The sequence below is a fragment of the Williamsia sp. Leaf354 genome (assembly GCF_001424365.1).
Lineage (GTDB): Bacteria > Actinomycetota > Actinomycetes > Mycobacteriales > Mycobacteriaceae > Williamsia_A.
In genome coordinates this window covers 427,568-440,599 of sequence record NZ_LMPL01000003.1, presented here as the reverse complement: position 1 = coordinate 440,599, position 13,032 = coordinate 427,568, and the positions used below count along the sequence as shown (strand labels likewise).

Genomic DNA, 13,032 nt, shown 5'->3' with positions numbered 1-13,032 from the left:
CCATCGGTGTCTGCCATCTCCCGGGACGAGGTCGCCCACCTGGCGCGGTTGTCGCGCCTGACCCTGTCCGACTCCGAACTCGATCAGTATGCGGGCCAGATCGATTCGATCCTGAGCCACGTCGCGCAGATCTCCGAGGTCGAGGTCTCCGGTGTCGAGACCACCGCACACCCCGCGGGTCTGTCCAACGTGCTCCGCCCCGATGTCGTGGTACCCGGTCTCTCGCCCGAGGAGGCGCTGTCCGGCGCCCCGTCGGTCGAACAGGACCGCTTCGCCGTCCCGCAGATCCTGGGTGAGGACCAGTGACCGCGATCCGTCCCGCCGGACCCATCACCGGGCTCACCGCGGCCGACCTCGCCGACAAGATCCACTCCCGCGAACTGTCGTCTGTGGAGGTCACCCGTGCCCACCTCGATCAGATCGCCGAGATCGACGGTGACCTCGGCGCCTTCCTGCACGTGACGTCCGACGCCGCTCTCGCCGCGGCGGAGGCCGTCGACGCGTCGATCGCCGCCGGCGACGCCCCGGCATCGTCGCTGGCCGGCGTCCCGCTGGCCTTGAAGGACGTGTTCACCACCACCGATGCGCCGACCACCGCCGGGTCGAAGATCCTCGAGGGGTGGATCCCGCCGTACGACGCCACGGTCACCCGCAGGCTCCGCGAGGCCGGTATCCCGATTCTCGGCAAGACCAACATGGACGAGTTCGCGATGGGCAGTTCCACCGAGAACTCGGCCTACCAGCTGACCCGCAACCCGTGGGACACCTCGAAGATCCCCGGCGGCTCGGGCGGTGGCAGCGCCGCGGCGCTCGCGTCGTTCCAGGCGCCGCTGGCCATCGGCACCGACACGGGCGGATCGGTGCGCCAGCCCGCCGCGGTCACCGCGACCGTCGGTGTGAAGCCCACCTACGGCACGGTGTCGCGCTACGGACTGATCGCCTGTGCGTCGTCGCTCGATCAGGGCGGCCCCTGTGCGCGAACGGTTCTCGACACCGCACTGCTCCACGAGGTGATCGCCGGACACGATCCGCGTGACTCGACCTCGATCGACGCCCCCGTCCCCGATGTCGTGGGTGCGGCACGGGCCGGTGCGCAGGGCGACCTCGCCGGGGTCCGCGTCGGCATCGTCACCGAACTGCAGGGCGACGGCTATCAGCCCGGCGTGCTCGCCTCGTTCACCGCGGCCGTCGACGCACTGCGTGAGCGCGGCGCCGAGATCGTCGAGGTCTCGTGCCCGCACTTCGGCTACGCCCTCGGTGCGTACTACCTGATCCTGCCGTCCGAGGTCAGCTCGAATCTCGCGCGCTTCGACGCCATGCGGTACGGCCTGCGCGTGGGCGACGACGGCACCCACTCCGCCGACGAGGTCATGGCGTTGACACGTGCGCAGGGTTTCGGCCCGGAGGTCAAGCGCCGCATCATGATCGGCACGTATGCCCTGTCGGCCGGGTACTACGACCAGTACTACGGGCAGGCGTTGAAGGTGCGCACGCTCATCGCCCGCGATTTCGCGACCGCCTTCGCATCGGTCGACGTGCTGATCTCGCCGACCACGCCGCAGACCGCGTTCAACATCGGCGAGAAGGTCGACGACCCGCTCGCGATGTACCTGTTCGACCTGTGCACGCTGCCGGTGAACCTCGCAGGCAACTGCGCGATGAGCGTGCCGTCGGGGCTGTCGGCTGACGACGGGCTGCCGGTGGGGCTGCAGATCATGGCGCCGTCGCAGGCCGACGACCGCCTGTACCGCGTGGGCGCCGCCTACGAGGCGGCGCGCGGCGACATCGCCTGAACCCGACGGCGCCGGGGCGTCCGGTCAGAACTTGTGCGGGATGTTGTTGATGACACCGCCGTCGACGACGAACTCCGATCCGGTGGCGTAGGACGACTCGTCGGAGATCAGGAACAGGACGAACGACGCGATCTCCTCGGGACGGGCCGGTCGCCCGAGGGGGATGGTGAGCATGTCGTCGGGGATGCCCTCGGTCATCGGCGTGCGGATCAGTCCGGGATGGATCGAGTTGACCCGTACATGTGGGGCGAGTTCGGCGGCAACGGATTTCGTCAGTCCGCGAACGGCCCACTTGGTGGCGACGTAGCCGTGGGCCCACGGGGTGCCGCGCATCCCCTCGATCGACGAGATGTTGACGATCGAACCGTTCTGTGAGGCGATCAGTGCGTCGGCCGCGGCCTGCATCCCCAGGAACGTGCCGGTGAGGTTGACGTCGACGATCTGCTGCCACTTGTCGAGGCGGAAGCCCTGCAGGGTCGAGCCGTTGGCGATACCGGCGTTGTTCACCAATCCGGTCAACGAGCCGTAGGTACCGACCGCGGTCTCGACGGCCGCGGCCCAGTCGGTGGGACTGGTGACGTCGAGATGGACATAGGTGGCCGCGTCACCGAGATCGGCGGCGACCGCGTGGCCCTCGTCGTCGAGGATGTCGCCGATCACGACCGAGGCGCCCTCGGCGACCAGCGCGGCGGCATCGGCCGCGCCCATTCCCCGTGCGCCACCGCTGATCACGACGACCTTGCCGTCAACACGTCCCATGGTGTGTGTTCCTCACTGTCCGGTGTGGCTGATGTGGTGCTCGGTCGTGGTGGTCGAGAGATCCCGGGGGTCGGGGCGGTACACGCCACGGCTGTTCACCAGCGGGAGGTCGAGCGTGGTGCGCAGCCCCGGCGGTGCGTCGACGACCGCGGGGATCGCGTTCACGATGCGCCCGGCCGCGGCGACGATGGCGGCGTGGTTGTGGTCACCGTGCACGCTGGTCGGGCAGATGTCGACGACATAGGACGGCTCCCCGGTGATCTCCACCCGATAGGAACCACCGGTTTGCGCCGACTGCGCCCAATCGGGTCGCAGATCGGGCCGCAACCGCGTGACGTGCTCGACCACGATAACCGGGTGGCCGTCGACCATCCCGCGGATCTCGAACCGGATGGCCGCGGTGGTGCCCTGTGCGATCGGTCCGGCGGCGATGGTGAAGTCCTCCGGTGCCGGTTCGCGCTCGTTGTGGTCGACGATCTCGTCGAGCGTGATGCCGAGCGCGTCGGCCAACTGACGGATCGCCGATCCCCACGCGAGGCTCAAGACGCCGGGTTGCAGGAACAGCGGCGGGTCGTCGACGGGGGAGCCGAACCCCATCACGTCGTAGATCACCTCTGCGCCGTCGTAGGTGGCGTAGTCGGCGATCTCCATGCAGCGGATCTGGCGGATCTCCTGGCAGGTGCCGGCCAGCGCGATGGGCAGCAGATCGGTCGCGAAGCCGGGGTCGACACCGGTGACGAACATGCTGACACCGTGTGCGACGGCGGTCTCCTCGATCCGGTCGATCAGCTTGTCCGGCATCGTCTTCCACGGGTACTGGAACGACACCGGCGACGACCCCACCACGTCGACACCCGCCGACAGCAGGCGGAGGCAGTCCTTCGTCGCCTCGCCCATCCGGGTGTCGCCCATGGCGCAGTGGACGACGCAGTCGGGCCCGGCGGCGATGACGCCGTCGAGGCCCTGGGTCGCCGTGATGCCGGTCGTGATGTCGAGTCCGGCGAGGTCACCGGCGTCGCGCCCGATCTTCTCGGGCGTGACCACACCCACCGCGACGAGGTCGAACCGTTCGTCGGTGATGAGTTGCCGCAGTGCGAGCCGACCGACATTGCCCGTCCCGACGAGGGCGACGCGGATGGTCATCGGCTTCTCCTGTTCGGTCGCAGGGGGGGTGAACAACAGATCAGACACTAGTCCAGACAACTGATTGGTCAAGCCCTGCCGGGGTGGGCGGACCGGTTCGGGGCGCAGATCGGTGCGTTCGCGGACTGTTCCGGCCCGTACTGGTGGCCGTGGCCCGCCGGGAACGACAACGCGCCGAGGAGGTCGACGCTCGTCTGGAGGAACGACGCGACCGGCAGCCACACCGGTCGCGGGAGGTCGTCGTGGCCGGGCCACCGCGGTGCGGGTCGCCACAGCAGCGACGGCGACCACCGGCCCACCGGATCGCTGGCGTTGACCACGACCACCCGACGGTCGGCCCGGGGCGCGACGGTGTGCGCGGGCGGACCGGCGAGCAGGGTGGCGCAGACCGCGACGCCGTGGTGTCGCGCCCAGATGCGCGCCGCGTCGGCGCCGATCGCACCGAGGCTCTGGCCGTAGAGGTAGATCTGCGGCCGCGCGTGCGTCGGATGGTCGTCGAGGTCGCCCGCGAGGGCGTTCAGCGTCGCGACGGACGAGCTGCGCGCCACGTCGGCCGCCCCGCCGACGAAGGCCTGCCAACTCGGTGCGTCGTCGTAGGGGAGGGCGATCGTCGTGACGTCCCCGTGGAGGCGGGTCTCGAACCCGATGGCGGCGTCGGTGTCGACCCATCCCGAACCGGTGGGTACCGCCACGACGACCGCGCCGCGTCGCGCACCGCCCGCGGCGCGCCACCGCGCCACGAGGTCTCGGGCTCGTTCGGCGACCGGCCGGGCGTCGAACGGTCCGCTGATCACGAGTCGATCCGCGGTCGTCGACGCCCCCTCGATCGACGACGCGATCGGTGCGACCGGTGCGGCCGCGGCCTGTGCGACACCGATTCCCGTCAGGACGACCACCGAGGCCAGCAGCGTGGTGGGCCGCGGTGCGACGAGCGCCGCCACGCCGATCGCGACCACCGCCACCGACGGTGCGGCCCAGCCCGTCCCGATCTCCGGCATCCCCATCGCGCCACGGAGCACGTTCTGCCACCACACGGAGATCGACATCGACGCTGCCACGACGACCGCCGCCGCGGTGGCCGACAGACGCCCCACTCTCGCGCCTCGCCCCACACCGATCAGGCGGGCGAGACGGCCGATCGCGGACCCCGCCAGGAATCCGACCGTCATGGTGATCCCGAGGGTCGCGGCGTGGACGAGCGGATCCCGCGGAAGGGATCCCGGTGCCGAGGCCACCACCGCGCCGATCGCGGCGCCGAGGATCCCGGCGCGTCGGGGCCTGCGGAAGCCGGCCGTCATCGTCGCGCCACCGCGACCGCGATCGAGACCCCGATGTCGCCGAGGTCCTCGCCGCCCACGGGATCCCGCCCGCGCTGGCGCCAGGTGTTGCCCGAGACCCCGATGTCGACGAGATCCGCTGCGGCCGTGCAGATCGGGTCGTCGCACACCCGATGCATGCCCTCGATGAGGTCGTGGTCGATGCGATGTCGTGCCCATGTCCCCAGCGGGTGCCCGGTACGCGCACCCCACCGCAGGAGGTCGTAGCCGAGATCGTGGATCTTGCACAGTGGTTCGAACCGTCGGGGGAGTGGGATCGGCGACGAACACCCACCGCCGCCGGCCGCGGGCGAACCGTCGATGATCACCGGCGTGTACCCCAGGGCCGCGCGCGGATCGGGACCCAACGCGGTGAGGGCACCCATCGGGTCGGGTCCGGTGAGGGCCGACACCGCGGCTCCGGCCGGGGTCAGGAGATCGGCCGGTGGCGGGGTCCATCGCGTCGCCGCGTCACGCGACCCCCACAGTCCGGCCTGCGCAGCCACCATCAGCAGGCACAGCAGGAGTCCGAAGGTGATCAGGGGCAGGAGGATTCGACGTCTCACGGTGGTCATGGGCGTCACCGTAGGAACGCGGTGCGCCCCACCACATCACCCTGTGGCGCCATTCGTCGCCGGTGCTCCGGTGGGTGTCCGGCCGCCGTGTCATACCTGCGGGGCACCGGAGAAGTCCCTCGCGGGTATGAGGACGTCGACCGTGGTCGGGACCTAGCCTGGTCACGATGAAGGAGTCCACATGACACGACGACAGTCCGTGGTGGCCGTGCTGCGACGGGTGCCCCTGGCATCGGATCCCGCGGTGGTCGCGTTCCTCGCCCGCCCGATCAACGTCGTGCTCACCGTCACCGCACTGATCATGTTCTCCGTCGCATGGCCGACGCTGTCGGTCACACACCACGTGCTGACCGTCCTGCTTCCCGTCGTCGCGGCCTTCGCGTCGCTGCCGATCATGCTGGCGTGGGCGAGACCTGCACCGGCATTGGGTGTCTCGGTGATCTCGGCGGTGGTGATCGGTCTGGCGTTCGAACCGGTGAACGGATGGGAATGGCACATCCAGGTCGTCCACGTCATCGAGATCCTGGTGCTGACCACCGCGACGTTCCTGCGCGGACCGATCCGGTTCACGCCGATCGCGTGGGCCGCCACGTGTCTGATCACGCTCCTCGGCGCGCCCGTCGATGCTCGTGCGGGGTGGATCGCCGGGGTCACCGTGTTGTTCGTCATCTGCGTCCTGGTGCGCGTGCTCATCCGCTCCCGCCGCCAGCTGGCGCAGGAGACCGAGCTGAAGGATGTCGCGGCCTCCCGCAGCGCGGTGTTGGCCGAACGCGCTCGCATCGCACGGGATCTGCATGACGTCGTTGCGCATCGGATGTCGGTGGTGGTCGTCGCCGCGCAGACCGCCCGGTACCGCGTCGACGGGGTCACCGAGACCGTCGACGCCGAGTTCCAGTCGATCGCGGGGATGGCCCGTGAGGCGCTCGACGAGGTGCGCCAGATGCTCGGGGTGCTCCGTGTCGACGACGACGCGGCACCGCAGGCCCCGACGCCGGGTGTCGCCGACATCGACCGTCTCGTCGCCGCCACGCGCGGCGCGGGGGTGGCCGTCGACTACACGCTGACCGGTCGCGATGCCCCCGTGCCCGAGACCGTCGGCGTCGTCGCCTACCGGATCGTGCAGGAGGGGCTCGCCAACGCCGCCCGACACGCCCCGTCGGCCCCGGTGTCGGTGGCCGTCGACGTGTCGGCGACGGTGGTCAGCGTGACCGTGCGCAACGGGCCCGGAGAGACGGCCCCCTCCGACACCCATCCGGCCGGTGGCCACGGCATCCCCGGCATGGTCGAGCGGGCCCACGCGGTCGGCGGTTCGGTCGATGCCGCGCCCGACGGCCACGGCGGGTTCCGCGTGGCCGCCGTGTTGCCGTCGCGACCGCCCCTTGCCGCGATCACGGCGGGCTGATCGCGTGCCGATCACCGTCTTCATCGCCGACGATCAGGCGATGGTGCGGCAGGGGTTCGGGGCCCTGTTGTCCGCGCAGCCCGACATCTCGGTGCTCGGCGACGCCGCCGACGGGGTCGCCGCCGTGGCGGGTATCCGACGCACACGTCCCGACGTCGTCCTCATGGACGTCCGGATGCCCGAGATGGACGGTCTCGCCGCGGCCCGCATCGTGTTGGCCGACGGCGGCGGCGACGGCCCGAAGGTGTTGATGCTGACCACCTTCGACATCGACGACTACGTCTACGAGGCGCTGCGGATCGGTGCCTCGGGGTTCATGCTCAAAGACGCGCCGGCCGAGGAACTGATCCGTGCGGTGCGCGTGGTGGCCGCCGGAGACGCGTTGCTCGCACCGTCGATCACGCGCCGTCTCATCGCCGAGGTCACCGGTCGGCGGCGCACACCGTCGACCACGTCGGGGCCGTCGGTGGCGTTGCGGTCGCTGACCGGTCGGGAGCGTGAGGTGCTCGAGTGTCTCGCCGAGGGGAAGTCCAACGCCGAGATCGCGGCCGACCTGTTCGTCGCCGAGCAGACCGTGAAGACGCACGTGAGCAACCTGCTGGCGAAACTGTCCCTCCGCGACCGGGCTCAGGCGGTGGTCTTCGCTTTCGAGAACGGCGTGCGCTGACCGTCACGGGCGGGCACGCGCCGACGGGTGATCGCCGAGAAGACCGCCGGCCTGGGCCGCACCGCGAACCAGGACCACCGAGGCGACCAGGGCCCGAGCGCGAGCGGGCGCGACCGGCGTCGGAGATGGAGGGCCACCACGGCGAGGAGCGCGGCAGCGGTCGCGCGGCCGGGCGCGGTGCCGAGCACGCCGGCGGCGTGTGACACCGGTGCCCAGATCATCCGCAGCGTCGAGGTGACGATCTGCGAGTCGGTCTCGGTCACGGGCACGCCGTCGCCCTGCCGGCGGGAGTTGGCCCCGACGCCGGCGTCGGCGAGATCGGCCGCGGTCTGACAGCCGTCGTCGACACAGCTCGCGTGCATCCGGGTCGAGAGCTGACCGTCGAGGGACTCCCGGGCCCAGGGGCCCAGCGGGCTGCCCGTGAGCGCGCCGTAGCGCAGCAGGTCGTAGCCGAGGTCATGGGTCTTGCACGGTGCGTCGAACGACATCGGCATCGCGATGGGTGACGAACAACCGCCGTCGGGGTTGGCCGGCACGCCGTCGATGAGCACCGGTCGGTATCCCATCTCCTCGGCGAAGCCGGCCGGGATCAGGGCGATCGCATCGGCCGGGCGGGGACCGGTCAGTGCGGCCACCGCGGCGCCGGTCGGGGTGTTCGCGCCGAGGCGTGCGGAATCGACGTCGGGGGCCGAGAGGGTGGTCGGTGCGGTGAGCGCCGTGGTCATCATGGGTGCCGACGACGTCGTCGACAGGGATGCGATGACCACGCCGGCCGCGATGATCACCGATGACACCAGCAGACGGCCGAACCACGCCCGCAGGGTGTCGAGTCGGCCGGTGGTCATCGGACCGACTCTACCGGTGGTATCGAAACCCACCGGTATCGAAACCGCCGGGTGTACATCGCCCGCGCGTCGGCCGTCGCGCGCCGCCGCCGTCGATTCCCTAGATTGTCAGTGCACGCAGGTGCCGGAGCGGACCACACGGTCCGCCGCACCGATGCGCGCTGAAGGGACACCCACACGTGAGCAAGTTCGGCATCCTCACCTCCGGCGGTGACTGCCCCGGCCTGAACGCCGTCATCCGCGGCGCCGTCCTCAAGGGCGAGACCGTGTACGGGCAGGAGTTCGTCGGTTTCCGTGACGGGTGGCGAGGGTTGATCGAGGGCGACACCATGCCGCTCGATCGCAGTTCGGTCCGCGGTCTGTCGCGTGAGGGCGGGACCATCCTGGGGACGAGCCGCGTCGGCCCGTACGCCGACCACGGCGGCGCCGACGTCGTCAAGGGCGTGCTGGCCGATCTCGGCATCGACGGGGTGATCGCGATCGGCGGTGAGGGCACCGCATCGGCCTCCAAGCGCCTGTACGAGGACGGGGTCAACATCGTCGGCGTACCGAAGACGATCGACAACGACCTCGACGCCACCGACTACACCTTCGGCTTCGACACCGCCGTCGAGATCGCCACCGAGTCCATCGACCGCCTGCGCACCACCGGCAACTCCCACAAGCGCTGCATGGTGCTCGAGGTGATGGGTCGTCACGCCGGGTGGATCGCGCTCTATTCCGGGATCGCCGGCGGCGCCCACGCCATCCTGATCCCCGAACAGCCCGAGAGCCTCGACCAGATCTGCGCCTGGGTGACCAGCGTGAAGAACCGCGGACGCTCGCCGATGGTGGTGGTCGCCGAGGGGTTCCGTCTCCCGGACATGGACGTGGCCCACTCCACCAAGGGACTCGACGGGTTCAACCGGCCCCGCCTCGGCGGTATCGCCGAGGTGTTGGCGCCGCTGATCGAGGACCGCACCGGCATCGAGACCCGCGCGACCGTGCTCGGTCACATCCAGCGCGGCGGGTCACCGACAGGATTCGACCGCGTGTTGGCCACGCGACTGGGGATGGCGGTGACCGACCTCATCGCCGACAAGAACTGGGGCCACATGGTCGCCCTGCGCGGGACACGCATCGTGCGGGTCGACTTCGGCGAGGCATTGGCCAACCACAAGACCGTGCCGCAGGACCAATACCAGGAGATCCGCGTCATCTTCGGCTGAGCCGACCGCGCCGACGCGGCCGCACGACCCCGGGAGGAGGACCGATGAACCGCGACGACATGTTCGCCGCGATCGCCGCCGAGCGACGGGAACTCGCCGACGTGCTCGACGGTCTCGTCAACGCTCAGTGGGCGACGCGGTCCCTGTGTTCGGAATGGACCGTGCGGGACGTCGCCGGGCACCTGGTGATGCCGCTGATCACCGGGCCGATGACCATTGCGCGCACCGTGGTGCGTGCCCGCGGGAACCTGGCCCGGGCCAACGTGATCTCGTCGCGGCAGGTCGCCGACGACCATCGCGACGAGCTGCCGTCGCTGCTGCGCGCGCACGCGCAGAGCCGTTTCACGCCACCGTTCGGCGGACCGCAGGCGCCGCTGACCGACCTGCTCGTCCACGGTCAGGACATCCGCAGGCCCCTCGGTCTGGACCGCGCGTTCGACCCCGCACGACTACGGGTGGCGCTCGATTTCCTCTCCACCCGTGGCGCTTTCGCGTTCGGGGCCACCCGGGCCGACGTGGCGTGGGTCGCCACCGATCTCGACTGGCGTTCGGGCCGTCCCGGCGCGCCCGAGGTCCGGGGTCCGGCGGAGGCCGTGTTGCTGGCGCGCGCAGGGCGTCGTGTCGCGCTCGCCGACCTCTCCGGCGACGGCGTCGTCCGCATCAGCCCCGCGGGATGACGATCCACAGCGCGAGGTAGACCAGCACCTGCGGACCGGGCAGCACGATCGACAGCACGAACAGCAGTCGCACGAGTCCCGCACTCATGCCGAAACGTTCGGCGATGCCGCCGCACACTCCACCGAACCACGAGTGGGTTCTCGACCGCCGCAGGCGGCGCGGGGCGGACGGTACGGGTGCGTGGAAGCTCATGGCTCTCCCTCGGATGCAGGGGGCCGGCGTGGTTCGCCGACCCCGGACCCTCGACGGTAGGGATGTACCGGCCGCGCGGCATCGGGGTTCACCCCGGCTTCGACCCGGGGATCGCCGCCCCGAGGTCCTCAGGGCACCTTCGGGGATTTCCGGTCCGGGGTGTACGGCAGAGGCGTCACCGAACCGAGAACCGTGAGGAACGAGGAGTCCCTCGGGGAGCCGACACCGGTGGCGGTGTCGTAACCGCGCGTCGATTGCAGGCTCTGGGTGGGCAGTTCCAGTGTCCGGAGGCTGAATTGACGACCGCCCGCCGCGGACTCGGTGTCGGTGAAGTTGACCCGGAACACCGACGGCGTGGTCCCGAACTCCGCCGCGCTGTTCAGGTCCGCCTCGTCGACGTCGTACAGGCTCGCCGTCTTCTGCTGGTACGCCGCGTAGATCCGCGGGTTGAGGAACCCGAGGTCACGCCCCGCCTTCTGGTTGGCCACCGCAGCCATCCCGGCGATCAGCGGCGCCGCCAGCGACGTGCCGCCGATGCGGTATTCGTCGTAATAGCTGCCGTCGGTGAACTCCTGGGTCTGACCGACGAGGAATCCGGTGTTCGGGTCGGCGAGTGCACTGATGTCGGGGAGCGCGCGGCCCGTGGTCCCGGTCGCGCCGGTGCTGCCGTCACGGGCACCGTCGGTGATGCCCTTCTGGTAAGTCGGCTGGGGGAACACCTTGCTGATCCCGCCACCGCCACCGCCGGAGAACGACGGCCCGGCGGGATCCAGTGAACCGGTGAACGTGTAGCGGGTCGAGGTCGGGGGTGCGGTACCGCTGGGCAACGGCGCGAGAGTGCCTGTCGCCGAGGTGAAACCGGTCTGCCAGCCGACCTCGAACGCGCGAGTCCACCCGGGCTGGTTGACCGGGTTCGCGGGGTCGTCGATGCCGTAGATCCCGCCGCCTGCGGTCGACGACGTCGGCGCCGCCGCCGCGGGCTTCGCGCCGGAGCCGAACACCGAGCCACCCGCACCGGCGACGATGGCCGCCGAGGTGCCGCCGACCGCGGTCACGTTCGGGGTGTTGGCGTAGAAGTCGACCGACGTCGTGCCCAGTGTCGTCTGCTCGTCGCCGTTGTCGCCGCTGGAGACGAAGATGCCGATACCGGTCGCCACCGCCTGCGCGAAGATCCCGTTGAGGCTGTTGACGAAGCCCTGGGGAACCGACTCCCCGCCGAAGCCGTACGAGATCGAGATGATCGGCGCGAGGTGCTTGCCGACGATCGCCTTCACGCTGCGATCGAAGTCCTGGTTGGCGTTCGACGACGCGACGTAGAGGATCTTCGCGGCCGGTGCGGTGGTGTGGATGGCCTCGGCGTCGAGGGTCTGCTCACCGAAGAAGGCGCCCGGATCGTTCTTCGGCGTCGTCGGGTGCTGGTAGATGCCCGGCGGCACGATCTGGCTGATCTGCGGATCGGGCAGGTTGTGCAGCCGCGAGTACTGGGTCACGTCGGACACGATCGTCGGGCTTGCGTTGGCGCCCACGAAGGCGACGGTCTGACCGGCGCCGGTGTCGCCCGAGCCGAGTCCGTACAGACCACGCACCTGAGCCGGTGTGTAGCCGCAGGGGGCCAGCGGTTTGGTCGTGCTGCCGTCGACGGCGGTGGGCAGCGTCACGGTCTTCTCGCCCCAGGAGGTCGAACACGGTGTGCCCGCGCGGAATCCGACGCCGGGATCGGCGACCTTGGCCGGGGTGGTGCCGTTCGGGCTCTCGTTCGGGGGACGGACGGCGGGGATCGCCTCGGCGCCGTCGTCGAGACCGACGACCGCGCTGACCTTCCCGGCCAGCGCGGCGGGAACAGCCGGCGCGCGGGTGGGTGCGCGCATGATCCGACCGAAGGCGCCGTACGTCGACAGTGTGGTGTCGAAGGCCGCCGTCGCGTCGCCGGCCGTGCCCTCGACGGCCACGTACTGGCGGTCCGACGGCACGTCGACGACTCGCAGGCCCGCTCCGCGCAGCCAGTCGGTGACGGCGGCGACGTCGTGTGTCGTGGGGGAGAACCGGTCCCGGAACTGTTCCGGGGTCAGGTATCGGCCGAAGGACGCGGTGCCCGGCGTGCTCACCGCGCGGGTCAGCGCGGCCAGGCCCGCGGTGTCGCGCCACGGGAGATAGACCCGGGCGTGGACGATGTCGGAGTCGGGAACGGGCGCCCGCAGGGCCGTGGGCGTCGCCCACGACGGGCGACTGTCGGGGAGTCGGGTGCTCGCGTTCGCGCCACCGGCGACCACGCCGGTCACCGCGAGCGCGGCGACGCACCACGTCGTCGTTGCGATTGCGACACCACGAAGAGACATCGACACCACGAACCCCCAAGCCGGTGGACCTCGACCGTCTCGGAAGGACGGTGTCCGGGAATCTCACCACGAGGACCAGTGCCTTGCGTAACTAAAGACCGACTTGTCGTGTTCGCCC

General features: G+C 70.5%; 13 protein-coding genes. 6 read left to right on the top strand and 7 right to left on the bottom strand.

Features of this window, described 5'->3' with window-relative positions:
* The first annotated feature begins 6 nt into the window (after window positions 1-6).
* Window positions 7-306 carry an Asp-tRNA(Asn)/Glu-tRNA(Gln) amidotransferase subunit GatC gene (gene gatC / locus ASG12_RS13550; protein WP_055790340.1) on the top strand — a complete coding sequence of 100 codons (300 nt, stop codon included), beginning with the start codon at window positions 7-9 and terminating at the stop codon, window positions 304-306.
* Window positions 303-1,793 carry an Asp-tRNA(Asn)/Glu-tRNA(Gln) amidotransferase subunit GatA gene (gene gatA / locus ASG12_RS13545; RefSeq protein WP_055790337.1) on the top strand — a complete coding sequence of 497 codons (1,491 nt, stop codon included), beginning with the start codon at window positions 303-305 and terminating at the stop codon, window positions 1,791-1,793. Before gatC ends, gatA begins: the two co-directional genes overlap by 4 nt.
* Window positions 1,794-1,817: 24 nt before the next feature.
* Here gatA and ASG12_RS13540 read toward each other — a convergent pair whose 3' ends face one another.
* The 4 genes from ASG12_RS13540 to ASG12_RS13525 all read right to left on the bottom strand — a co-directional run bounded on the left by ASG12_RS13540 (window position 1,818) and on the right by ASG12_RS13525 (window position 5,586).
* On the bottom strand, window positions 1,818-2,552 hold the full coding sequence (locus ASG12_RS13540) for a glucose 1-dehydrogenase (RefSeq protein WP_055790334.1): 735 nt from the start codon (window positions 2,550-2,552) through the stop codon (window positions 1,818-1,820).
* Window positions 2,553-2,564: 12 nt separating this feature from the next.
* A complete protein-coding gene (locus ASG12_RS13535; RefSeq protein ID WP_055790949.1) occupies window positions 2,565-3,695 on the bottom strand; it encodes an NAD(P)H-dependent amine dehydrogenase family protein in 1,131 nt (376 codons plus the stop codon).
* A gap of 68 nt (window positions 3,696-3,763) precedes the next feature.
* Window positions 3,764-4,993 carry an alpha/beta-hydrolase family protein gene (locus ASG12_RS13530; protein WP_055790331.1) on the bottom strand — a complete coding sequence of 410 codons (1,230 nt, stop codon included), beginning with the start codon at window positions 4,991-4,993 and terminating at the stop codon, window positions 3,764-3,766.
* Window positions 4,990-5,586 (bottom strand): hypothetical protein, encoded by a 597-nt coding sequence (locus ASG12_RS13525; protein ID WP_055790328.1) that lies wholly within the window; start codon window positions 5,584-5,586, stop codon window positions 4,990-4,992. Before ASG12_RS13525 ends, ASG12_RS13530 begins: the two co-directional genes overlap by 4 nt.
* A gap of 181 nt (window positions 5,587-5,767) precedes the next feature.
* Between ASG12_RS13525 and ASG12_RS13520 the strand changes: the two genes are divergently transcribed.
* Both ASG12_RS13520 and ASG12_RS13515 read left to right on the top strand, forming a co-directional pair.
* A complete protein-coding gene (locus ASG12_RS13520; protein WP_055790325.1) occupies window positions 5,768-6,988 on the top strand; it encodes a sensor histidine kinase in 1,221 nt (406 codons plus the stop codon).
* A gap of 4 nt (window positions 6,989-6,992) precedes the next feature.
* Window positions 6,993-7,655, top strand: a complete 663-nt coding sequence (locus tag ASG12_RS13515) for a response regulator (protein ID WP_055790320.1) — start codon at window positions 6,993-6,995, stop codon at window positions 7,653-7,655.
* On the opposite strand, the gene ASG12_RS13510 is transcribed toward ASG12_RS13515, so the two are convergent.
* Window positions 7,616-8,500, bottom strand: a complete 885-nt coding sequence (locus ASG12_RS13510; RefSeq protein WP_055790317.1) for a hypothetical protein — start codon at window positions 8,498-8,500, stop codon at window positions 7,616-7,618. The genes ASG12_RS13515 and ASG12_RS13510 overlap by 40 nt on opposite strands.
* Before the next feature lie 179 nt (window positions 8,501-8,679).
* Between ASG12_RS13510 and ASG12_RS13505 the strand changes: the two genes are divergently transcribed.
* Together ASG12_RS13505 and ASG12_RS13500 are read left to right on the top strand one after the other, a co-directional pair.
* Entirely contained in the window at window positions 8,680-9,708 is a 1,029-nt protein-coding gene (locus ASG12_RS13505) for a 6-phosphofructokinase (protein ID WP_055790314.1), read from the top strand.
* 44 nt (window positions 9,709-9,752) lie between these two features.
* Window positions 9,753-10,385, top strand: a complete 633-nt coding sequence (locus ASG12_RS13500; protein ID WP_055790312.1) for a maleylpyruvate isomerase family mycothiol-dependent enzyme — start codon at window positions 9,753-9,755, stop codon at window positions 10,383-10,385.
* Here the strand turns inward: ASG12_RS13500 and ASG12_RS13495 are convergent.
* Window positions 10,369-10,578: a PspC domain-containing protein gene (locus tag ASG12_RS13495; RefSeq protein WP_055790310.1), complete on the bottom strand. Its 210-nt coding sequence runs from the start codon at window positions 10,576-10,578 to the stop codon at window positions 10,369-10,371. The genes ASG12_RS13500 and ASG12_RS13495 overlap by 17 nt on opposite strands.
* A gap of 128 nt (window positions 10,579-10,706) precedes the next feature.
* Window positions 10,707-12,914 carry a S53 family peptidase gene (locus ASG12_RS13490; protein ID WP_156378099.1) on the bottom strand — a complete coding sequence of 736 codons (2,208 nt, stop codon included), beginning with the start codon at window positions 12,912-12,914 and terminating at the stop codon, window positions 10,707-10,709.
* Between the last annotated feature and the right edge of the window lie 118 nt (window positions 12,915-13,032).